Source organism: Pantoea sp. RG18 (assembly GCF_025910075.1).
GTDB classification, from domain to species: domain Bacteria; phylum Pseudomonadota; class Gammaproteobacteria; order Enterobacterales; family Enterobacteriaceae; genus Pantoea; species Pantoea agglomerans.
Map to the genome: position 1 here is coordinate 795,320 of NZ_JAPCIL010000002.1, position 21,161 is coordinate 816,480.

Here is a 21,161-nt window from a genome sequence, read left to right on the forward strand (position 1 = left end):
CTCGATGAAAGTCACTGTATTTGGTATCGGCTATGTCGGTCTGGTTCAGGCTGCGGTGTTAGCCGAAGTCGGACATGACGTTCTCTGCATTGATGTCGACGAAAACAAAGTCGAAAATCTGAAAAAAGGCATCATTCCTATTTTCGAACCAGGTTTAACGCCGCTGGTAATGTCCAATTACGAAGCGGGTCGTCTGAAGTTCAGCACTGATGCTGAGCTGGGCGTAAACCATGGTGTTATGCAGTTTATTGCAGTTGGTACTCCACCAGATGAAGACGGCTCTGCCGATCTGAAATATGTGACCGCCGTAGCGCGCACCATTGCGCAGCATATGAACGATCACAAAGTGGTTATCGACAAATCAACCGTTCCGGTTGGCACAGCAGACAAAGTTCGTGCGGTAATGACGGAAGCGCTGAAAGCGCGTGACGCCAACATCACCTTTGATGTGGTCTCTAACCCGGAATTCCTCAAAGAAGGTGCTGCAGTCAATGACTGTATGCGTCCAGAACGTATCGTTGTCGGTACTGACAACGACGACGTGGTAGAACTGTTACGCGAGCTCTATGAGCCGTTTAACCGTAACCACGATCGTATGATCATGATGGATATCCGCAGCGCAGAGCTGACCAAGTATGCAGCAAACTGCATGCTGGCCACCAAAATCAGCTTTATGAATGAGATGTCTAACCTGGCTGAACGTTTAGGCGCGGATATTGAAAAAGTACGCCAGGGCATCGGTTCCGACCCTCGCATTGGCTACCACTTTATCTATCCTGGCTGTGGTTACGGCGGCTCCTGCTTCCCGAAAGATGTGCAGGCGTTAATCCGTACCGCTGAGTCAATTGGCTATCAGCCACGTCTGTTGCAGGCCGTGGAAGATGTGAATGACAACCAGAAAAACAAACTGCCAACCTTTATCAAACGTCATTTTGGTGACGATCTTAAAGGTAAAACGTTTGCGCTCTGGGGCCTGTCATTTAAGCCGAACACTGACGACATGCGTGAAGCCTCCAGCCGTGTGCTGATGGAAACGCTGTGGCAAGCTGGCGCATCTGTTCAGGCGTTTGACCCTGAAGCGATGGATGAAGCACAGCGTATCTACGGTCACCGCAGCGATCTTAAGCTGATGGGTACCAAAGAAGCCGCACTGCAGGGCGCTGACGGTCTGGTCATCTGTACGGAGTGGCAAAACTTCCGTGCACCTGACTTCGACATCATCAAAAATGCACTGAAAGAAGCCGTGATTTTTGATGGTCGTAACCTGTATGATCCAGAGCGTATCAGCAAACGCGGTTTCGTTTATTATGCAATCGGCCGCGGAGCGTCTATTCAAACTGCATAATTAACGAGGGATTTATGAACTTTCTGGTCACCGGCGCCGCAGGTTTTATTGGTTTTCATGTCAGCCAGCGTCTGCTGGCCGCCGGTCACCAGGTTGTCGGTATCGACAACCTGAATGATTATTACGACGTAAATCTCAAGCATGCCCGTCTCAATTTAATTAAGGCCGATCCTGGTTTTACTTTTATTGAGATGGACCTGGCGGACCGTGACGCAATGGCGTCACTGTTCGATCAGCAAAAATTCCAGCGCGTTATCCATCTTGGCGCTCAGGCTGGTGTCCGGTATTCCATTGAAAATCCTCATGCCTACGCAGACTCCAATCTGACGGGTCACCTCAATATCCTTGAAGGTTGCCGTCATCATAAAATTGAACATCTGCTCTACGCCTCATCCAGTTCAGTCTATGGTCTGAATCGCAAGATGCCGTTCTCAACCGAAGATAGAGTTGATCATCCGGTTTCTTTATATGCAGCGACCAAAAAAGCTAACGAGCTAATGTCACACACTTACTCGCATCTCTATCAGCTGCCGACCACTGGATTGCGCTTCTTTACGGTCTATGGCCCGTGGGGCCGTCCGGATATGGCGTTATTCAAATTCACCCGTGCAATGATTGCCGGTGAGGCGATTGACGTTTATAACCAGGGCCAGATGAAACGCGACTTTACCTATATTGACGATATTGCTGAAGCCATTGTTCGCCTGCAGGATGTTATTCCACAACAGGACGACAACTGGACAGTTGAAACCGGATCGCCGGCAACCAGTTCAGCGCCTTATCGTGTTTATAATATTGGAAACAGTCAGCCTGTCACGTTGATGAACTATATCGAAGCGATTGAAAAAGCCCTGGGCATTACTGCGAAGAAAAATCTGATGCCAATGCAGCCTGGAGATGTACTGGAAACCAGTGCGGATACCGAAGCCTTGTTTAAGGCAATTGGATTCAAACCACAGACCGGGGTGGAAGAGGGCGTTAAAAACTTTGTGGACTGGTACCGCGACTTTTACCGCGTCTGAGTATCTGATTAAAAGAAAAAAGGAAGCTCCGGCTTCCTTTTTTATTGCGCATCAGGCTGCCAGGAAGGCAGTCACCCTGCGGGTCTTTACAGTAAAAAATCGTCCAGCTTTTTACCCTGTTCTTCCAGCGCTTTTTTAATCACGGCCGGTGTGCGGCCCTGACCGGTCCAGGTTCTGGACTCGCCTTTTTCATCGGTGTAACCATATTTAGCCGGACGTACTGAGCGTTTACCTTTTGCCGCAGTCCGTGTGTCGGTCAGCGTGTTAATCAGTTCATTCGGGTCAATACCATCAGCCAGTAGCATTTCACGATACTGATTAAGTTTACGCGTGCGTTCTTCATTTTCTGCCTGAAAATGAGACTCTTCTTCGCGGCGCTCTTTTACTACTACGTCCAGCTTTTCCAGCATCTCTTCCAGTATTTCAACGGAATACTCTCTGGCCTGGGCGCGCAGCGTACGGATATTATTAAGAACTTTTAGTGCTTCGCTCATTGTCCTGGTCTCTGAATAAGGGAAAAGTTGTGTTGCCCGCTAATAGTAGTGGCGACATAAAATAACTGCAATCATAAAAATATGTATATCACTAATTACCCACATGACTAAAAATAATTTTCACCAGAAAATTGCACAGTTGTGCAGAATAAAAATATTTTCCTTTAGTCCGATATCAAATAAATTTAATGTATTCAGGTCAGCAACAAAAATGTCATTGCTTTTGTTGCGGGTAAAATAAGCAAAACTTATCCCGTTCGGCACTGCACTTAACAGGCGCTGGAAACGGCATGCAGAGGAATAAACGGCCAGCCGTTACACTTTATTCATTCATCAACCGCAACGTATTGCCGCCGCTTTGTGGTAATATGCGCGCCATTCCATTCAGTCCTGATGAAGATACGCGCCGATGGCTCAACTCTATTTCTATTACTCTGCCATGAATGCAGGGAAATCAACCGCACTGCTACAATCCTCATATAACTATCATGAGCGCGGCATGCGTTCACTGGTTTACACCGCTGAAATCGATAATCGCTTTGGTGCCGGGCAGGTGAGTTCCCGTATCGGACTATCGTCACCGGCCTTGCTATACAACGCAGAGACATCACTCTACAGCGACATCGCTGCTGAACATGCCGTTCAGCCTGTCCATTGCGTGCTGGTTGATGAGAGTCAGTTCCTGACCCGTGAGCAGGTTAAAGCGCTGTCAGATGTCGTAGACGACCTTGACATCCCGGTGCTCTGTTATGGTCTGCGCACGGATTTTCGCGGTGAACTGTTTGTTGGCAGTCAGTATCTGCTGGCGTGGGCAGATAAGCTGGTTGAACTCAAAACTATTTGTCACTGTGGGCGCAAGGCCAGTATGGTTCTGCGACTGGATAGCGAGGGCAAACCTTTCAGTGAGGGTGAGCAGGTGGTGATTGGCGGTAACGAACGTTATATCTCAGTCTGCCGTAAGCATTATAAACAGGCGATAGAGCAGGGATCGTTGCAGGCGATCCATGGCGCTCAGACTCCGCTGAATTAACCCTATTATTCAGGCAATAAAAAACCCGCCGAAGCGGGTTTTTTTATCAGACAGTCAGAACGGCACTATCAGACTTTTTTGGCTTTCTTCTCAAGCTTAATACCTTTTACCGGCTGCTCAGCAATGGCTTCGGCTACGCTTGAGAACGGTTCGACAAATTCACGACCGTAGTAGGTATCAAGCATAATCTGTTTCAGTTCAGCAATCAGCGGATAACGTGGGTTAGCGCCGGTACACTGGTCATCAAACGCATCATCGGCCAGTTTATCGACTTTCGCCAGGAAGTCCGCTTCCTGCACACCCGCCTCACGGATAGAGGTTGGAATACCAAGTTCAGTTTTAATCTCATCCAGCCAGGCGAGCAGCTTCTCAATTTTCTGCGCGGTGCGGTCGCCTGGTGCGCTCAGACCCAGATGGTCAGCAATCTCGGCGTAGCGACGGCGCGCCTGAGGGCGATCGTACTGGCTGAAAGCGGTCTGTTTAGTCGGGTTGTCATTCGCGTTGTAGCGAATAACGTTAGAGATTAACAGGGCGTTGGCCAGGCCGTGTGGGATATGGAACTCTGAACCCAGCTTATGCGCCATTGAGTGACAAACCCCGAGGAAGGCGTTGGCAAACGCAATACCGGCGATAGTGGCGGCATTGTGTACGCGCTCACGCGCCACCGGATTTTTGGCGCCTTCGGCATAGCTGGCTGGCAGATTCTCTTTCAGCAGTTTCAGCGCCTGCAGCGCCTGTCCGTCAGAGTATTCATTCGCCAGTACTGAAACATAAGCTTCCAGCGCGTGTGTCACGGCATCCAGACCGCCGAAGGCGCAGAGTGAACGCGGCATATCCATCACCAGGTTGGCATCGACAATCGCCATATCAGGCGTCAGTGCGTAGTCAGCGAGCGGATATTTCTGACCCGTCGCATCATCGGTCACTACAGCAAACGGTGTGACTTCAGAACCGGTACCGGACGTGGTGGTGATGGCAATCATGCGCGCTTTGACACCCATTTTCGGGAACTTGTAGATACGTTTACGGATATCCATGAAACGTAACGCCAGCTCCTCGAAGTGAGTTTCCGGATGTTCGTACATCACCCACATGATTTTCGCGGCATCCATCGGTGAGCCACCGCCCAGCGCGATGATGACATCCGGTTTGAAGCTGTTCATCTGCTCAGCACCTTTACGCACGATGCTCAGCGTCGGGTCAGCTTCAACTTCGAAGAACACTTCCGTTTCAATGCCGTGTGATTTCAGCACGCGGGTAACCTGGTCGGCATAGCCGTTATTGAACAGGAAGCGGTCAGTGACGATAAAGGCACGTTTCGCGCCATCCGTTGCCACTTCTTCCAGCGCAATTGGCAGTGAACCCCGACGGAAGTAGATGGATTTAGGAAGTTTATGCCACAACATATTCTCAGCTCGCTTGGCGACAGTTTTGGTATTGATCAGATGTTTTGGACCGACGTTCTCTGAAATAGAGTTTCCGCCCCACGAACCACAACCCAGCGTCAGAGACGGCGCCAGTTTAAAGTTATAGAGGTCGCCGATACCACCCTGCGAGGCGGGGGTGTTGATCAGAATACGCGCGGTTTTCATTTTGTCGCCGAAGTAGTGAACGCGTTCGGTCTGATTGTCCTGATCGGTATAGAGACAGGAGGTGTGGCCGATACCGCCCATGGCGACCAGTTTTTCTGCTTTCGCGACCGCATCCTGGAAATCTTTCGCCCGATACATCGCAAGGGTTGGTGAGAGTTTTTCATGAGCGAACGGCTCAGACTCATCCACCAGCTTCACTTCGCCAATCAGAATCTTAGTGCTCGGTGGCACGCTGATACCGGCCATCTCCGCAATTTTGAACGCTGGCTGGCCTACGATAGCCGCATTCAGGCCGCCGTTTTTCAGAATAATATTCTGCACCGCACTCAGTTCGGCACCCTGCAGCATATAACCGCCGTGGCTGGCGAAACGTTCACGCACCGCGTCATAGACTGAATCGACCACAATCACCGATTGTTCAGAGGCGCAGATAACCCCGTTATCAAAGGTTTTCGACATCAGAATCGACGCAACCGCACGTTTCAGATCGGCGGTTTCATCAATCACGACCGGCGTATTACCGGCACCGACACCAATCGCAGGTTTACCGGAGCTGTAAGCCGCTTTCACCATGCCCGGACCGCCAGTGGCGAGAATCAGGTTGATGTCAGGGTGGTGCATCAGTTGATTGGACAGCTCAACGGAAGGTGCGTCGATCCAGCCGATAATATCTTTTGGCGCACCGGCAGCCACCGCCGCCTGCAGCACGATATCTGCAGCTCTGTTGGTCGCATCTTTGGCGCGTGGATGAGGAGAGAAGATGATGCCGTTACGGGTTTTAAGACTGATTAATGCTTTGAAGATGGCGGTTGAAGTGGGGTTGGTCGTCGGGACGATACCGCAAATCAGGCCAATAGGTTCGGCGATGGTAATGGTGCCGAAAGTATCATCCGTGGCTAACACACCACAGGTTTTTTCATCTTTATAAGCGTTGTAGATATATTCTGAAGCAAAATGGTTTTTGATCACTTTGTCTTCGACGATGCCCATACCGGATTCGGCAACGGCCATCTTGGCAAGCGGGATTCGGGCGTCTGCGGCGGCGAGGGCGGCGGCACGGAAGATAGCGTCGACCTGTTGTTGAGAAAAGTTGGCATATTCACGCTGGGCTTTTTTTACACGTTCAACCAGTGCATTAAGTTCGGCGACATTGGTTACGGCCATGGTGTTCTCCTGAAGGAAGTTAAACTTTTTTAGTAAACAATCCTGCGCCCTGAGTATAGTCACGTTGCCATAAGGCGCTGGACTGGATTAGAACGCCCGGATTTTCAACTGTTTACTGAACTAGTCTTCTGTTGCAGTCAGTGAGGTTTTCTTCGCTGACGCTAATACTTCCGTTGCGAAAAGATTACCTGGTTTGGGGTAGGGCAATTTTGATGCAGATCAATTTAACCGCAAGCTGACACCTTTCAGCTCCCCTTTGCGCCCTTTGTTTATCAAATTGGTTACCTCTTCACGTCATCAGCCTGGTAGCGGCTAAATCCAGTCACTTTTTAATCTCTGGGGTAAAGCGCTGGATGCTCCGTCATTCAACAGTATAAATAGCTGAGTCAGCATCTGGCGTCCGTGCCTGTTTTCACATACATTAGGCGCGTTTTCCCCCCCTGTAGTACGGAGTAAAGTCGTGAACCCTGCGCTGTTAGATTTATCAGGCTATATAAAATTTTTTGTCGGGCTTTTTGCGCTGGTCAATCCGGTGGGAATTATTCCGGTCTTCATCAGCATGACCCGTTATCAGGGGGTGGCTGAGCGTAACAAAACCAACCTCACTGCCAATCTGGCGGTTGCTATTATTCTCTGGACGTCACTGTTCCTTGGGGATGCGATTCTGCATGTGTTTGGCATCTCGATTGACTCCTTCCGCATCGCGGGTGGGATCCTGGTCGTCACCATTGCGATGTCGATGATCAGCGGCAAGCTGGGCGAAGATAAGCAGAATAAGCAGGAGAAGTCAGAAACGGCGATTCGTGAAAGTGTGGGGGTTGTGCCGCTGGCGTTGCCGCTGATGGCGGGGCCGGGTGCTATCAGCTCGACCATTGTCTGGAGCACCCGCTACCACAGCTGGATAAATCTGCTGGGGTTCACTCTGGCGATTGCGATCTTTGCATTCTGCTGCTGGTTACTCTTCCGGGCCGCGCCATTAATGGTGCGTATTCTTGGCCAGACCGGTATCAACGTCATTACGCGTATTATGGGTCTGTTACTGATGGCACTGGGCATCGAATTTGTTGTCACCGGCATGAAGTCCATTTTTCCCGGCTTACTCAATTAAACGCTCACTTATTTCAGAGAGTGAAGTGAAATAATGATCCGTAATGGTGCAGGAGGGGCATTTTATGCACCATTACGATGCAATTATTCGTTGTGCTTAACAGAATCAGGCAATTATAAATTTCATTACTGCGCGCTGGCTCACAGACTTTTTTCTGCGAAATAATGTCACTATTTTCACACGATATTCTGCTCTCTATTTTCGTGTAAGCCTCACAAACTGCCAGAATAATCACGCTATCTTAAATTTCATCACGCTGAAGCCAGATTCCCCAATATAAGTGCCAAAAAAGAGGCTGTTTGTCGCTGCTTTCCGCTCCTGAGAGGGGTTTCCAGCTAAATAGTCTATTTTTCATATCGATATGATATTTTCAGGACGAAAATTAACACTTCCGCTGCCTGACTTCTCATGATAAAAGAGAATTAGTTAACATTTTAGCTATTTTGCTTTGGCGCGCCTTCGCGGCTTCTGATAATTTTTGGCCCAGCGTAAAATTTTTTCTCCGAAAGCCCAAAGTGAGAACGCTTTTTGCTTAAGCCTGTCGGGATACTTAATTTAAGGTTGGCGTTTCGCATGATTGGGATGAAGAATTTGCAGCAGCAGCGGTCAAAACTCGCAGTCGTTTTGTTAATGGCATTTTCTCCGGCCTATGCCGCCACGGTGCCGCCGGGCACAACACTGGCCGCGCAGCAACAGATTGTGATCAATAACGGCAGTGAAGTCTCCTCGCTGGATCCGCATAAAACCGAAGGCGTGCCGGAATCCAATATTATTCACAACCTGCTGGACGGCCTGGTCAATACCGATAACAGCGGGCAGGTCGTTCCTGGCGTCGCTAAAAGCTGGGAAAACCCGCAACCCACCGTCTGGATTTTTAATCTGCGGGAGGATGCGAAGTGGAGCAACGGTGAGCCGGTTACCGCCGCTGATTTCGTCTACAGCTGGCGCCGTCTGGTGGACCCGACAACCGCGTCGCCTTACTCCAGCTATCTGCAGGCAGCCCATTTTGCCAATATTGATGCCATCCTTGCCGGCAAAGCGTCACCCGATCAGCTGGGCGTGAAGGCGCTGGATGCCCATCGGCTGCAGATTACCCTGAGTGAACCTGTTCCTTACCTGGTGGCGATGTTAGCGCATACGGCGATGAAGCCGGTTTATGCGCCAGCCATTAAGCAGTGGGGCGAAGCCTGGACCCGCCCGGGTCACTACATCGGCAACGGCGCCTACACGCTGAGCGACTGGGTAGTGAACGAAAAAATTGTCGTGAAGCGCAATCCTCGCTACTGGGATAATGCGCACACCGTGATTGAACAGGGGACATTCCTGCCGATCGCCTCTGAAAACAGCGATATCAATCGCTACCGCAGCGGCGGCACGGACATTACCAACAGTGCGGTCCCACCAGAGATGTTTGGCAAGCTGCGCAAAGAGCTGGGCGATGAAGTGAAGGTCAGCCCGCTGCTCTGCACCTTCTACTACGAGATTAATAACAAAAAGCCGCCGTTTACCGATGCGCGGGTGCGTGCCGCGCTGAAGATGACCCTCGATCGCGAGGTGATTGCCAATAAGATCATGGCCCAGGGGCAGATTCCGGCTTATAGCCTGACGCCGCCTTTTACCGCCGGTATCAAACTCACGCCACCTGCCTGGTTCACCTGGACGCAGGCGCAGCGTAATGAAGCCGCGAAGAAGCTGCTGGCAGAGGCCGGCTTTGATGCTGCCCATCCGCTGACCTTTACGCTGCTCTACAACACTTCCGATCAGAACAAACGGCAGGCGATTGCGGCCGCGTCGATGTGGCAGAAAAACCTGGGTGCTAAGGTGACGCTGCAGAATCAGGAGTGGAAAACCATGCTGGAGACCCGTCATCAGGCGCAGTATGACGTGGTGCGCGCCACCTGGTGTGCCGACTACAACGAACCCTCAACCTTCCTGAACATGCTGATCAGCAACGCCTCGATCAACACCGCGTTTTACAGCAGCGCGACCTTTGATCGTCTGATGGCGGAGACGCTGACGGCGGGCAGCGAGGCGCAGCGCGCCGGCCTGTATCAGCAGGCTGAAACACAACTCGACAAAGACTCACCAATTGTGCCAGTTTACTACCGCGTAAGTGTGCGCCTGGTGAAGCCCTGGGTTGGCGGCTTCACGGGCAAAGACCCGCAGGACATGACAGACCTGAAGTACTATTTCATCAAAAAACACTGATCTGATCGCCCGTTCGGCGAGACAGTCGGAAAGCGCATCAGCAAACAGACCACTTTTTGGGGTCAATCTCCCTGGTAACAGGCCAGGGAGCCCGTAGACGGGGGACGCCGGGGCAGAGCATCGCCACGGTGACGATAATAAAACTGGAGTGTAATAATGAACAACATCACGAAAAAAAGCCTGATTGCAGCGGGCGTTTTCGCCGCAGTGAGTGCGCTGGCAGGGAATGCGGCTTTCGCAGCAACGGTGCCTGCGGGCGTTGAGCTGGCCGCAAAACAGGAGCTGGTTCGCGGCAATGGCGATGAAGTGCAGTCGCTCGATCCGCACAAAATTGAAGGTGTTCCGGAAGATAACGTGGCGCGTGATCTTTACGAAGGTCTGCTGGTCAATGACAGCAACGGTAAACCGATCCCGGCCGTAGCGGAAAGCTATGAAAATAAAGATTTCAAAGTGTGGACTTTCCACTTACGTAAAAATGCCAAATGGTCCAATGGCGAGCCGGTCACCGCGCAGGACTTCGTCTACAGCTGGGAGCGTCTGGTCGATCCTAAAACCGCCTCACCGTATGCCAGCTATCCGCAGTATGGTCATATCCTGAACGTCGATGACATCATTGCCGGTAAAAAACCAGTTACCGATCTGGGCGTAAAAGCTATTGATGACCACACGCTGGAAGTCACCCTGAGCGAGCCGGTTCCCTATTTTGATAAGCTGCTGATTAACTCCGTCATGTCACCGGTTTACAAACCGGCGATTGAGAAGTTTGGCGATCAGTGGACGCAGCCACAGAACTGGGTCGGCAACGGAGCCTTTAAGCTGGACGCGCACGTGATTAACGAGCGTATCACCCTGGTGCGTAACCCAAACTACTGGGACAACGAACACACCGTGCTGAACAAGGTCACCTTCCTGCCAATCAGTTCTGAAGTCAGCGACGTTAACCGTTACTTCTCCGAGAACGGCAGCGACATGACCTATAACAACCTGCCAATTGAGCTGTTTAAAAAGCTGCAGCGTGACAACGGTAAAGAGCTGCACGTCGATCCATATCTCTGCACCTATTACTACGAAATCAACAATCAGAAAGCGCCATTCACCGATCCGCGCGTGCGCGCTGCCCTGAAGCTGGGTCTGGATCGTGACATCATGGTGAATAAAGTGCTGGCGCAGGGCCAGAAACCTGCCTATAGCTACACGCCACCAGCGACCGACGGCATGGACATTCTGCCGCCAGACTGGTTCAAATGGTCACAGGACAAGCGTAATGCCGAGGCGAAAAAGCTGCTGGCCGAAGCGGGCTACACCGCCGACAAACCGCTGACCTTTAACCTGCTCTATAACACCTCCGATCTGCACAAAAAGCTGGCAATTGCCGCCTCGTCGATCTGGAAGAAAAATATCGGCGTGAACATCAAGCTGGAAAACCAGGAGTGGAAAACCTTCCTGGATACCCGTCATCAGGGTAACTACGATGTTTCCCGTGCGGCATGGTGTGCGGACTACAATGAACCGACTTCCTTCCTGAACACCATGCTGTCCAACAGCAGCAGTAACACCTCGCACTATAAGAGCGATGCGTTTGACAAAGTGATTCGCGACGCGATTAAGGCCCCGGATGCTAAAGCCCGTGCAGCTGACTATCAGCAGGCCGAGCAGATCATGGATAAAGACAGCACCATCGTCCCGGTTTACTACTACGTGAATACCCGTCTGGTGAAACCTTATGTCGGCGGTTATACCGGTAAAGATCCACTGGATAAAACCCTGGATAAAAACTTCTACATCATCAAACACTAATAGCATTCAGGCTATCAGCAGTGGCGGCGCGTCTGGCGCCGCCTTTTACTTTTTTTTATATGTTGTGAAGCAACAGCCTGGTAGGTACGGCAATGTTAAAATTCATCCTGCGTCGCTTGCTTGAAGCGCTACCGACGCTGTTCGTCCTGATTACCATCTCCTTCTTTATGATGCGACTGGCGCCCGGCAGCCCGTTTACCGGCGAGCGCACCCTGGCACCGGAAGTGATGGCCAACATTGAGGCGAAATATCACCTCAACGATCCTATCGGTAAGCAGTATGTCGATTACCTGGTGCAGCTGGCGCACGGCGACTTCGGCCCATCCTTTAAATACAAAGATTATTCGGTCAACTACCTGGTCGCGCATGCGTTCCCGGTCTCGGCCAAACTTGGCCTGGCCGCGTTTCTGCTGGCGGTGGTGCTTGGCGTCACGGCCGGAGTTATCGCTGCGCTCAAACAGAACAGCTTGTGGGATTTTGCGGTGATGGGGGTGGCAATGACCGGCGTGGTGATACCCAGTTTCGTGGTCGCGCCGTTGCTGGTTCTGCTGTTCGCCATCACCCTGAAGTGGCTGCCGGGCGGCGGCTGGAATGGTGGGCAGTGGAACTACATGCTGCTGCCGATGGTGGCGCTGTCGCTGGCTTACATCGCCAGTATCGCGCGTATCACCCGTGGATCGATGATTGAAGTGATGCACTCCAACTTTATCCGCACCGCGCGCGCCAAAGGCTTACCGCTGCGCCGCATTGTAATGCGTCATGCACTGAAACCGGCGTTGCTGCCGGTGATCTCCTACATGGGACCGGCATTTGTCGGCATCATCACCGGGTCGATGGTGATTGAGTCGATCTACGGTCTGCCGGGCATCGGTCAGCTGTTTGTGAACGGCGCGCTGAACCGTGACTACTCACTGGTGATGAGCCTGACCATTCTGGTGGGTTTGCTGACCATCGTATTCAACGCGATTGTTGACGTGCTTTATGCCGTTATCGATCCCAAAATTCGTTACTGATTGCGGAGTTCGCCATGATGTTAAGTAAGAAAAACAGCGAAGCTCTTGATGCGTTCAGTGAGAAACTGGAAGTAGAAGGGCGTAGTCTCTGGCAGGACGCGCGTCGTCGTTTTATTCATAACCGCGCTGCCTCCATCAGCCTGCTGGTGCTGTTCCTGATCACCCTGTTCGTGATCTTTGCGCCGATGCTGGCGCAGTTCACCTACGACGATACCGACTGGGCTATGATGTCCTCGCCGCCCGATACCACCTCTGGTCACTGGTTCGGCACCGATTCTTCGGGTCGTGACCTGCTGGTGCGTGTGGCTATCGGTGGCCGGATCTCGCTGATGGTGGGCGTGGCTTCTGCGCTGATCGCGGTGATTGTCGGGACGCTCTATGGCTCGATTGCTGGCTATCTCGGCGGTAAAACAGACTCGGTGATGATGCGTATTCTGGAAATCCTTAACTCCTTCCCGTTTATGTTCTTCGTGATCCTGCTGGTGACCTTCTTTGGTCGCAATATCCTGCTGATTTTTGCCGCCATCGGTATGGTTTCGTGGCTCGATATGGCGCGTATTGTGCGCGGCCAGACGCTGAGCCTGAAGCGCAAAGAGTTTATCGAAGCGGCCCATGTGGGTGGGGTATCGACCTGGAAAATCGTGGTGCGCCACATCGTGCCGAACGTGCTGGGCGTGGTGGTGGTTTACGCCTCGCTGCTGGTGCCGAGCATGATCCTGTTTGAATCCTTCCTGAGCTTCCTGGGCCTGGGTACGCAGGAGCCGCTGAGCAGCTGGGGCGCACTTCTCAGCGACGGGGCAAACTCGATGGAAGTGTCGCCGTGGCTGCTGCTCTATCCGGCAGGTTTCCTGGTAGTCACGCTGTTCTGTTTCAACTTTATCGGCGATGGCCTGCGTGATGCCCTCGACCCGAAAGATCGTTAAGGAGTTTCCCGATGACTATTCATGAATTCCAGCCAGCAATGGCTGCCCGCGCGGGAAGCGAACAGCTACTTACGGTCAAAGATTTACGCGTTACCTTTGGCACGCACGATGGTGATGTTACCGCCGTTAACGACCTGAACTTCTCGCTGCGCGCCGGTGAGACGCTGGGCATTGTCGGGGAGTCCGGTTCCGGCAAATCACAAACCGCCTTTGCCCTGATGGGGCTGCTGGCGAAAAATGGCCGCATTGGCGGTTCGGCGATGTTCAATGGCAAAGAGATCCTGAATCTGCCCGAGAACAAGCTCAATAAACTGCGCGCCGAACAGATTGCGATGATTTTTCAGGACCCGATGACCTCGCTGAACCCCTATATGCGGGTGGGCGAGCAGCTGATGGAAGTGCTTAAGCTGCATAAAGGGATGAACAACGCGCAGGCGTTTGAAGAGTCGGTGAGAATGCTGGATGCGGTGAAAATGCCGGAAGCGCGCAAGCGGATGAAGATGTATCCGCATGAGTTCTCCGGCGGTATGCGTCAGCGCGTCATGATCGCCATGGCGCTGCTGTGCCGTCCCAAACTGCTGATTGCCGACGAGCCGACCACTGCGCTGGATGTTACCGTCCAGGCGCAGATTATGACGCTGCTCAACGACCTCAAGCGCGAGTTCAACACCGCCATTATCATGATCACCCACGATCTGGGTGTGGTGGCAGGGATCTGCGACAAAGTGCTGGTGATGTATGCCGGACGCACCATGGAGTATGGCCGTGCCCGCGATGTCTTTTATCAGCCGTCACATCCTTACTCGATTGGTCTGCTTAATGCGGTGCCGCGTCTGGATGCGGAAGGGGAAAGCCTGACGACGATTCCGGGTAATCCACCCAACCTGCTGCGTCTGCCGCAGGGCTGCCCCTTCCAGCCGCGTTGCCCGCACGCTATGGATATCTGCACCCAGGCACCACCGCTGGAACCCTTTGGCGAAGGCCGTCTGCGCGCCTGCTTTAAGCCGGTGGAGGAGTTAGTATGAGCACCGTAGCTGAAAAAAGAGTGTTACTGGAAATCGCCGACCTCAAGGTGCATTTCGACATCAAAGATGGCAGGCAGTGGTTCTGGCAGCCATCAAAAACCCTGAAAGCAGTCGATGGTGTCAGCCTGCGTCTGTATGAGGGGGAAACCCTGGGCGTGGTAGGCGAGTCTGGCTGTGGTAAATCGACCCTGGCGCGCGCCATTATCGGGCTGGTGAAGGCGACCGAAGGTCGGGTCGCCTGGTTAGGCCGTGATCTGCTGGGGCAAAGTGAAGAGGAGTGGCGCAAGGCGCGAAGCGATATCCAGATGATATTCCAGGATCCGCTGGCGTCGCTGAACCCGCGTATGACCATCGGCGATATTATCGCAGAGCCACTGCGTACCTATCATCCAAAAATGGCGCGTCAGGAAGTGAAAGACCGCGTTAAAAATATGATGATGAAGGTGGGGCTGCTGCCTAACCTGATTAACCGCTATCCGCACGAGTTCTCGGGCGGTCAGTGTCAGCGTATCGGTATCGCCCGCGCGCTGATTCTGGAGCCAAAGCTGATTATCTGTGATGAGCCGGTCTCCGCACTGGACGTCTCAATTCAGGCTCAGGTGGTTAACCTGCTGCAGCAGCTGCAGCGCGAAATGGGCTTATCGCTGATCTTCATTGCGCACGATCTGGCGGTGGTGAAACATATCTCTGACCGGGTGCTGGTAATGTATCTGGGGCATGCGGTGGAGCTGGGCACCTACAAAGAGGTCTACAGCAATCCTCAGCATCCTTATACCCGTGCGCTGATGTCCGCGGTGCCGATCCCCGATCCGGACAAGGAGAAGAACAAGCAGATTCAGCTGCTGGAGGGGGAGCTGCCGTCGCCGATCAATCCGCCATCAGGCTGCGTGTTCCGCACCCGTTGTCCGATTGCCGGTCCGGAGTGTGCGAAAACCCGGCCGCTGCTGGAAGGCAGCTTCAATCACGCGGTCTCCTGTCTGAAAGTCGACCCGCTATAATGCAAAACGCCGGGCAATCGCCCGGCGTTTTCTTATCAAATCTGACGCTTACTCACGCCACAGGATATGACAGAGTTTGTGGTCTTTCTCGCGGCACAGCAGCACGCGAGCAAAGACGTCGGTGATCGGTTCACCGTCCGCTTCACCCAGCCCAATCACCACCTCGGCGAAGAAGTCCGGGTTCAGATCGAAATCGACATGATCTTTCCAGTCTTCAGAGGGATCGAACAGCTCTGCGCCACCGCGCTCTTCGAACTGCAGATTGAAGAGAATGACATCTGCCGGATCAAGATTGTCGACTGCCAGTTCGAGAAAAATATCGTAGGCTTGTTCCAGCGTTTCATCTTCGGTAAGGCGATTATTTAAATCCATAGTCTGTCCTGTCGGCCTGCGGCCATTTACACAATCTGGCTCGTTTTACAGTAAAGGACTGAAGAAGTAAAACAGTCGTTCGACGATGCGTTGCCACCAGGCACGTTTTGCCCAGCGCTTGCCATCCAGCAGGCGGGAACGGGCGATATAGTCATCCTGCACACAGGCGAGATCGCTGCCAAAACCCGCATCATCAACCACCAGCGTCACTTCAAAATTCAGCCATAAACTGCGCATATCGAGATTCACGGTTCCCACCAGGCTCAGTTGTCCGTCGACCAGCACGCTTTTGGTATGCAGCAGGCCATCTTCAAACTGATAAATTTTCACGCCCGCTTCCAGCAACTCACTGAAGAAGGAGCGGCTGGCCCAGCCAACCAGCAGCGAGTCATTGTGACGAGGCACAATCACGCTGACATTGACGCCACGCTGCGCCGCCGTACAGATAGCATGCAGCAGATCGTCGCTCGGCACTAAGTAGGGCGTGGTCATGATCAACTGTTCACGCGCCGAATAGACCGCAGTCAGCAGCGCCTGATGGATCATATCTTCCGGGAAGCCGGGGCCGGAGGCGATCACCTGCACGGTGTGACCGCTCTCCTGTTCAAACGGCATAATGTTGCGATCGGGCGGCGGCGGTAAAATGCGTTTGCCGGTCTCTATCTCCCAGTCGCAGCTGAAAACAATCCCCATCGCGGTGGCCACCGGGCCTTCCATTCGCGCCATCAGGTCAATCCACTGACCGACACCCGCGCTCTGTTTAAAGAAGCGGGGATCGACCAGGTTCATGCTGCCGGTATAAGCGATGTAGTTATCAATGAGTACGATTTTGCGGTGCTGACGCAGATCCATCCGTCGCAGGAAGACGCGCAGCAGGCTGACCTGCAACGCTTCCACCACATCGATTCCGGCATTGCGCATCATGCCGACCCAGGGACTGCGGAAAAAGGTAACACTGCCCGCAGAGTCGAGCAGCAGACGGCAATGAACGCCACGGCGTGATGCCGCCATCAGCGATTCCGCCACTTCATCCGCCAGACCGCCGGGATGCCATATATAGAACACCATCTCAATGTTGTGGCGGGCCAGCTGGATATCACGAATCAACGCCTGCATCACGTCGTCGGCGCTGGTGAGCAGCTGCAGCTGGTTGCCCTTAACCCCGGCGATGCCCTGACGATGGTAGCAAAGCTCAAACAGCGAACGCGCAACGTCGCTGTGTTCGGTGGCAAAAATTTCACGGCACTGCTTAAGGTCAGTAAGCCAGCGGGCAGTGGATGGCCACATGGTGCGGGCGCGCTCCGCACGACGTTTACCCAGATGGAGTTCGCCAAAAGAGAGATAAGCGATAATCCCTACCAGCGGCAGAATATAGATAACCAGTAGCCAGGCCATCGCGGATGTCACTGCCCGTCGCTTCATCAACACGCGCAGCGTAACCCCGGCGATCAGCAGCCAGTAACCAAACACCAGCAACCAGCTGATCAGGGTATAAAAAGTGGTCATAAAGTGGACATCCCGTTCGCGCTTTCGTCCGGCAAGTTTACGTGCAGATGACGGCTAACGGAACCCTTTATCCCGGACATCCTCGATGAAGGATCCGATTTGGCATTACCGCAGAGATCTCTATAATGCCCTCGCGTATATCTCGTGTGTATGACGTCAGAGAGGAAGTGATGAAACGAAGCAGAAATGAAGTGGCGCGCTGGAGAATGTTACGGCAGGTGCATCGCCGCCGCTCACGCTGGCTGGAAGGGCAGTCGCGGCGGTATAAGCGTATCCACTGCATTCGCCATCAGCTGGCACAACAGCAGCGTCGTTCGATTCTGTTTATTACGCAGATAATATAGCGAAAGCCCGGTGAATTCAGCCTGTCGGTCAAAGCAGGCTATTCAGACTTCAAATCAGGCTTCAAAAAAAACCGATTCTGCCATCGCCCGTCGCGCTATCAGGTGCTCCTGATGCGACGCGCCACGATCGCTGACTTCGCGCATCAGACATTCCATTGAGCTGCCCAGCTCAGTCGGCCTGTGGTAACCCACACGATCGTACCATTCGTAAGACCACTGACGCGATTTACGCTGATAATAGACAGTGAGCCACACTGAGCAATTAGCAGGGTAACCACTCATTACTTCTATTTTGGGGTCAACAATAGAAAGGAGCCGGGATAACAGCGGGTCGAGCAATGTAAGGGACTGGCCAGAATAAGTTTTATGCATAATGTGCCCGCGACTGTGCTGTGCATCCATTCAGAGGTTCAACTCACAAGGGGTAAATGTAGACAGCTCTGCGAGATAATTCCTCTTTAATACTAAAAAAAGGACGGAAAGATCATTTTTTAATAGTAAAACAGGTCATGCAGGCGCGGACTAAAGAGGGAATATTAACAGGATAAAAACAGCAGGCTAAAAAGTTGTACAACTTTACAGTGTTGTAATGTGCTGTTATTTATGGGTTTGTTCTCATTAAAACAAGACGATCTGATTTTTTAACTTAAATATCTGTACAGATAGCTCGTTGTTGTATAACTTTATCGCATCGGTTATTAATCTTAAATGAATCCTATGAGGGTCAACCATGCAGACTAACGTTCGTATTCCCGCTTCAGTCTCTGACATCTCCGCGTATTTACACAGCGCCGCGCAGCCCTCACAACAGGCCATTCTTGGCTCCGTCGTGACGGAAATTATCAGTTCGGGCCGTAGTCTGAATCGTAAAGCGATCTGCTCAAAACTGATCAGCCGCTTACAGCATGTCACCAGCCCGGAAGAAGAACAGCACTATCATGCGCTGATTGGCCTGATTCTGGATCGCGGTTAACTCATCGCTGAAAATAGCCAGTGGCGGGATATTAAAGAGCGTGTATTACTGAAAGACCAGGCCGGTGTACTGCCGGTTTATTATCAATGTCGTTCAGAACAACGCTTTAATTTATTAAGATCAATTGGTCGCTGCGTTTATTCGCGAGGCAGAATATTCAGACCGGCCGGTTGCTGCGACAGAGAGTGATGTGCTGCTCTGTCGCAATGAAACCTCAGGTCTGATTAACCAGCGAGACGTTGTGTCGTCATCATCAGCGTTACGTTCACCAGCTGCAGTGCTGCCGCCAGCACGATCAGCATGACAATCCACTGCTTTTTATTACGCCAGCCCTGAGTTCGCCAGAGATAAACCGCGCTTCCGATCAGTAAAGCGATAATGGCCAGTAGCCCCAGAATGATTATCTGCATCTTTCCTCTCTTGAACGATCAAAATAAAAATGGCTTCTGTGCCAGGCACAGAAGCCATTTTCAATGCTGAGTCACGATCAGAAGACGCGTTTAAACGGCTTAACCGAAACCTGCTTATAGACGCCCGCGGCGAAGTAGGGATCATCCTGTGCCCAGGATTGTGCTTCTTCTAATGACGGGAATTCAGCTATCACGGTTGAGCCGGTAAAGCCCGCTACACCAGGATCGTTGCTGTCGACAGCAGGCATCGGGCCTGCAATGATCAGGCGTCCCTCTTCCTGCAGCAGTTTGAGCCGTGCCAGATGGGCAGGGCGCACGGCGTTACGTTTTTCCAGTGAATCTGCAGTATCTTCTGCATAAATGACGTAAAGCACTAAGGAACTCCCATTAACCAGAATTTCGCAACACGTTAAGGGATTGCCCCTCAGAGTGCAAACGAAACCTCAGAGTGGTGAATGGCTCAGCATAAAGGGCTAAAAAGCGCTTTTCTTCAGGCGGGATGGCGGGAGTTATTGAAACTGATTGCTATTTGCATTTAAAATCGCTGCTTCATTCAATCACTGCGACTGTTATGACCACGCTGACTATGCCATTACCTAAACGCACGCCTGTCTCCATGTTGTTGTCTGTTGCTTTGCATGGGGCCGTGATAGCCGGAATTCTGTATGCTTCATTCCAGCAGGTGATTGAGGTGCCCAAAGCGTCGCAGCCCATCAGCGTTACCATGGTTGCCCCTGAAGTTCAGCCTGAGCCTGCACCGGCCATCGTGGAGCCGCCTGCACCACAGCCAGAACCTCAGCCAGAACCTCAGCCAGAACCTGAACCGGTGCCGGAACCTCAGCCCGTGCCCGAACCGCCGAAAGCGGAGCCGGTGCCGATTCCCAAACCTGAGCCTAAGCCAAAGCCCAAACCGAAACCAGAGCACAAGCGGGAGCAGCCTAAACGCGAGGTGAAGCCGCGTCAGGAGAGCAAACCGCAGGCCGATCCGTTTAAGCAGGAAGCCCCGGCGACGCAGAACAAACCGACCACGGCGCCAAAATCTACGCCGTCACCCACCTCATCGGCCTCAACCGGCCCAAAAGCACTGAACGTCAGTAAGCCTGGCTATCCACAACGCGCATTTGCACTGCGTGTAGAGGGGCGGGTACGGGTGAAGTTTGATGTGGATAGTGAGGGACGGGTGGATAACATCCAGATCCTCTCTGCTGAGCCGCGCAATATGTTTGAGCGTGAAGTTAAGCAGGCGATGAAAAAGTGGCGCTATCAGAGCGGACGGCCAGGGCAGGGTCTGACCATGAATATCGTGTTTAAGATTAATGGTGGGGCCAGCCTGGAATAAAGCGTCAGGTCAGGCTAAAACAGCCTGACCTGTTTTTCATTCGCCGGGTTGCTGGTTGGCGCGACCGGCTGGCAGAGGACGGGAATTACCCTCATTGTTGACCGCCACATAAATAAACACCGCTTCCGTCGCAATGTAAGTTTGTCCAATCGGCTCAGACGACACTTTTTTTATCCACACTTCCACATTAATCGTCATGGAACTGTTGCCGGTACGAAGACAGCTCGCATGGCAACTCACCACATCGCCCACCGCGACGGGCTTCATAAATGACATGCCGTCGACGCGAACCGTCACCACGCGTCCTTCAGCGATCTCTTTCGCCAGGATAGCGCCACCCATATCCATCTGTGACATCAGCCAGCCACCAAAAATATCGCCGTTGGCGTTGGTATCTGCTGGCATGGCGAGCGTACGCAGCACCATTTCGCCTTTCGGCAATGTATGTTTTTCGCCCATTGCTTCCACTTCTATGCAGGTGAATGCTAAAAAAATGCC

The 21,161-nt window shown here is 52.5% G+C and carries 21 protein-coding genes; 13 read left to right on the forward strand and 8 right to left on the reverse strand.

Going from position 1 to position 21,161, the window contains the following annotated elements; genetic code table 11:
* Positions 1-4 precede the first annotated feature (4 nt).
* The gene (locus OK409_RS04145; RefSeq protein WP_264366790.1) at positions 5-1,345 is read left to right on the forward strand and encodes a UDP-glucose dehydrogenase family protein; all 1,341 of its coding nucleotides are present in this window, start codon (positions 5-7) and stop codon (positions 1,343-1,345) included.
* Between the two features lie 14 nt (positions 1,346-1,359).
* Positions 1,360-2,367 carry an NAD-dependent epimerase gene (locus tag OK409_RS04150; protein ID WP_264366791.1) on the forward strand — a complete coding sequence of 336 codons (1,008 nt, stop codon included), beginning with the start codon at positions 1,360-1,362 and terminating at the stop codon, positions 2,365-2,367.
* A gap of 86 nt (positions 2,368-2,453) precedes the next feature.
* On the opposite strand, the gene hns is transcribed toward OK409_RS04150, so the two are convergent.
* Positions 2,454-2,861 (reverse strand): histone-like nucleoid-structuring protein H-NS, encoded by a 408-nt coding sequence (gene hns / locus OK409_RS04155; RefSeq protein ID WP_010244359.1) that lies wholly within the window; start codon positions 2,859-2,861, stop codon positions 2,454-2,456.
* 409 nt (positions 2,862-3,270) lie between these two features.
* Between hns and tdk the strand changes: the two genes are divergently transcribed.
* The gene (tdk, locus tag OK409_RS04160) at positions 3,271-3,891 is read left to right on the forward strand and encodes a thymidine kinase (RefSeq protein WP_010244362.1); all 621 of its coding nucleotides are present in this window, start codon (positions 3,271-3,273) and stop codon (positions 3,889-3,891) included.
* 68 nt (positions 3,892-3,959) lie between these two features.
* Here the strand turns inward: tdk and adhE are convergent, their stop codons facing one another.
* On the reverse strand, positions 3,960-6,647 hold the full coding sequence (gene adhE / locus OK409_RS04165) for a bifunctional acetaldehyde-CoA/alcohol dehydrogenase (protein WP_010670264.1): 2,688 nt from the start codon (positions 6,645-6,647) through the stop codon (positions 3,960-3,962).
* 460 nt (positions 6,648-7,107) lie between these two features.
* Between adhE and OK409_RS04170 the strand changes: the two genes are divergently transcribed.
* The 7 genes from OK409_RS04170 to oppF all read left to right on the forward strand — a co-directional run bounded on the left by OK409_RS04170 (position 7,108) and on the right by oppF (position 15,719).
* Positions 7,108-7,755 carry a YchE family NAAT transporter gene (locus OK409_RS04170; RefSeq protein ID WP_010244367.1) on the forward strand — a complete coding sequence of 216 codons (648 nt, stop codon included), beginning with the start codon at positions 7,108-7,110 and terminating at the stop codon, positions 7,753-7,755.
* Positions 7,756-8,337: 582 nt separating this feature from the next.
* Positions 8,338-9,963 (forward strand): ABC transporter substrate-binding protein, encoded by a 1,626-nt coding sequence (locus OK409_RS04175; RefSeq protein WP_033787957.1) that lies wholly within the window; start codon positions 8,338-8,340, stop codon positions 9,961-9,963.
* Between the two features lie 156 nt (positions 9,964-10,119).
* Positions 10,120-11,760: an oligopeptide ABC transporter substrate-binding protein OppA gene (gene oppA, locus OK409_RS04180; RefSeq protein WP_060680334.1), complete on the forward strand. Its 1,641-nt coding sequence runs from the start codon at positions 10,120-10,122 to the stop codon at positions 11,758-11,760.
* A 92-nt stretch (positions 11,761-11,852) separates the two neighbouring features.
* A complete protein-coding gene (gene oppB / locus OK409_RS04185) occupies positions 11,853-12,773 on the forward strand; it encodes an oligopeptide ABC transporter permease OppB (protein ID WP_010244379.1) in 921 nt (306 codons plus the stop codon).
* Positions 12,774-12,787: 14 nt separating this feature from the next.
* Entirely contained in the window at positions 12,788-13,696 is a 909-nt protein-coding gene (gene oppC, locus OK409_RS04190) for an oligopeptide ABC transporter permease OppC (protein ID WP_010244382.1), read from the forward strand.
* 11 nt (positions 13,697-13,707) lie between these two features.
* Positions 13,708-14,721 carry an ABC transporter ATP-binding protein gene (locus OK409_RS04195; RefSeq protein ID WP_010244386.1) on the forward strand — a complete coding sequence of 338 codons (1,014 nt, stop codon included), beginning with the start codon at positions 13,708-13,710 and terminating at the stop codon, positions 14,719-14,721.
* Positions 14,718-15,719: a murein tripeptide/oligopeptide ABC transporter ATP binding protein OppF gene (gene oppF, locus OK409_RS04200; protein WP_010244389.1), complete on the forward strand. Its 1,002-nt coding sequence runs from the start codon at positions 14,718-14,720 to the stop codon at positions 15,717-15,719. Before OK409_RS04195 ends, oppF begins: the two co-directional genes overlap by 4 nt.
* A gap of 48 nt (positions 15,720-15,767) precedes the next feature.
* Here oppF and OK409_RS04205 read toward each other — a convergent pair whose 3' ends face one another.
* Positions 15,768-16,091, reverse strand: a complete 324-nt coding sequence (locus tag OK409_RS04205) for an HI1450 family dsDNA-mimic protein (protein ID WP_003853921.1) — start codon at positions 16,089-16,091, stop codon at positions 15,768-15,770.
* Between the two features lie 45 nt (positions 16,092-16,136).
* Positions 16,137-17,597 (reverse strand): cardiolipin synthase, encoded by a 1,461-nt coding sequence (gene cls / locus OK409_RS04210; protein ID WP_010244396.1) that lies wholly within the window; start codon positions 17,595-17,597, stop codon positions 16,137-16,139.
* Positions 17,598-17,767: 170 nt separating this feature from the next.
* Between cls and OK409_RS04215 the strand changes: the two genes are divergently transcribed.
* The gene (locus tag OK409_RS04215; RefSeq protein ID WP_003853917.1) at positions 17,768-17,941 is read left to right on the forward strand and encodes a YciY family protein; all 174 of its coding nucleotides are present in this window, start codon (positions 17,768-17,770) and stop codon (positions 17,939-17,941) included.
* Positions 17,942-17,995: 54 nt separating this feature from the next.
* On the opposite strand, the gene OK409_RS04220 is transcribed toward OK409_RS04215, so the two are convergent.
* A complete protein-coding gene (locus OK409_RS04220; RefSeq protein WP_228312651.1) occupies positions 17,996-18,223 on the reverse strand; it encodes a hypothetical protein in 228 nt (75 codons plus the stop codon).
* A 448-nt stretch (positions 18,224-18,671) separates the two neighbouring features.
* Between OK409_RS04220 and ycgZ the strand changes: the two genes are divergently transcribed.
* Positions 18,672-18,914 carry a regulatory protein YcgZ gene (gene ycgZ, locus OK409_RS04225; protein ID WP_010670261.1) on the forward strand — a complete coding sequence of 81 codons (243 nt, stop codon included), beginning with the start codon at positions 18,672-18,674 and terminating at the stop codon, positions 18,912-18,914.
* Between the two features lie 224 nt (positions 18,915-19,138).
* Here the strand turns inward: ycgZ and OK409_RS04230 are convergent, their stop codons facing one another.
* A complete protein-coding gene (locus OK409_RS04230) occupies positions 19,139-19,324 on the reverse strand; it encodes a hypothetical protein (RefSeq protein ID WP_010670260.1) in 186 nt (61 codons plus the stop codon).
* A gap of 77 nt (positions 19,325-19,401) precedes the next feature.
* The gene (locus OK409_RS04235) at positions 19,402-19,698 is read right to left on the reverse strand and encodes a YciI family protein (protein WP_010244407.1); all 297 of its coding nucleotides are present in this window, start codon (positions 19,696-19,698) and stop codon (positions 19,402-19,404) included.
* A gap of 197 nt (positions 19,699-19,895) precedes the next feature.
* Between OK409_RS04235 and tonB the strand changes: the two genes are divergently transcribed.
* Positions 19,896-20,663: a TonB system transport protein TonB gene (tonB, locus tag OK409_RS04240; RefSeq protein WP_258995562.1), complete on the forward strand. Its 768-nt coding sequence runs from the start codon at positions 19,896-19,898 to the stop codon at positions 20,661-20,663.
* Between the two features lie 36 nt (positions 20,664-20,699).
* Here the strand turns inward: tonB and yciA are convergent, their stop codons facing one another.
* The gene (gene yciA, locus OK409_RS04245; protein WP_264366792.1) at positions 20,700-21,122 is read right to left on the reverse strand and encodes an acyl-CoA thioester hydrolase YciA; all 423 of its coding nucleotides are present in this window, start codon (positions 21,120-21,122) and stop codon (positions 20,700-20,702) included.
* Positions 21,123-21,161 lie beyond the last annotated feature (39 nt).

What these genes read in the sequence shown, in the direction of transcription:
- oppA (WP_060680334.1), top strand. Translation starts at nt 10,120, where the DNA reads ATGAACAACATCACGAAAAAAAGCCTGATTGCAGCGGGCGTTTTCGCC.
- adhE (WP_010670264.1), bottom strand. Translation starts at nt 6,647, where the DNA reads ATGGCCGTAACCAATGTCGCCGAACTTAATGCACTGGTTGAACGTGTA.
- OK409_RS04220 (WP_228312651.1), bottom strand. Translation starts at nt 18,223, where the DNA reads ATGAGTGGTTACCCTGCTAATTGCTCAGTGTGGCTCACTGTCTATTAT.
- OK409_RS04215 (WP_003853917.1), top strand. Translation starts at nt 17,768, where the DNA reads ATGAAACGAAGCAGAAATGAAGTGGCGCGCTGGAGAATGTTACGGCAG.
- OK409_RS04175 (WP_033787957.1), top strand. Translation starts at nt 8,338, where the DNA reads ATGAAGAATTTGCAGCAGCAGCGGTCAAAACTCGCAGTCGTTTTGTTA.
- OK409_RS04230 (WP_010670260.1), bottom strand. Translation starts at nt 19,324, where the DNA reads ATGCAGATAATCATTCTGGGGCTACTGGCCATTATCGCTTTACTGATC.
- cls (WP_010244396.1), bottom strand. Translation starts at nt 17,597, where the DNA reads ATGACCACTTTTTATACCCTGATCAGCTGGTTGCTGGTGTTTGGTTAC.
- yciA (WP_264366792.1), bottom strand. Translation starts at nt 21,122, where the DNA reads ATGGGCGAAAAACATACATTGCCGAAAGGCGAAATGGTGCTGCGTACG.
- OK409_RS04195 (WP_010244386.1), top strand. Translation starts at nt 13,708, where the DNA reads ATGACTATTCATGAATTCCAGCCAGCAATGGCTGCCCGCGCGGGAAGC.
- hns (WP_010244359.1), bottom strand. Translation starts at nt 2,861, where the DNA reads ATGAGCGAAGCACTAAAAGTTCTTAATAATATCCGTACGCTGCGCGCC.
- tonB (WP_258995562.1), top strand. Translation starts at nt 19,896, where the DNA reads ATGACCACGCTGACTATGCCATTACCTAAACGCACGCCTGTCTCCATG.
- OK409_RS04145 (WP_264366790.1), top strand. Translation starts at nt 5, where the DNA reads ATGAAAGTCACTGTATTTGGTATCGGCTATGTCGGTCTGGTTCAGGCT.
- oppB (WP_010244379.1), top strand. Translation starts at nt 11,853, where the DNA reads ATGTTAAAATTCATCCTGCGTCGCTTGCTTGAAGCGCTACCGACGCTG.
- OK409_RS04205 (WP_003853921.1), bottom strand. Translation starts at nt 16,091, where the DNA reads ATGGATTTAAATAATCGCCTTACCGAAGATGAAACGCTGGAACAAGCC.
- tdk (WP_010244362.1), top strand. Translation starts at nt 3,271, where the DNA reads ATGGCTCAACTCTATTTCTATTACTCTGCCATGAATGCAGGGAAATCA.
- oppC (WP_010244382.1), top strand. Translation starts at nt 12,788, where the DNA reads ATGATGTTAAGTAAGAAAAACAGCGAAGCTCTTGATGCGTTCAGTGAG.
- OK409_RS04150 (WP_264366791.1), top strand. Translation starts at nt 1,360, where the DNA reads ATGAACTTTCTGGTCACCGGCGCCGCAGGTTTTATTGGTTTTCATGTC.
- ycgZ (WP_010670261.1), top strand. Translation starts at nt 18,672, where the DNA reads ATGCAGACTAACGTTCGTATTCCCGCTTCAGTCTCTGACATCTCCGCG.
- oppF (WP_010244389.1), top strand. Translation starts at nt 14,718, where the DNA reads ATGAGCACCGTAGCTGAAAAAAGAGTGTTACTGGAAATCGCCGACCTC.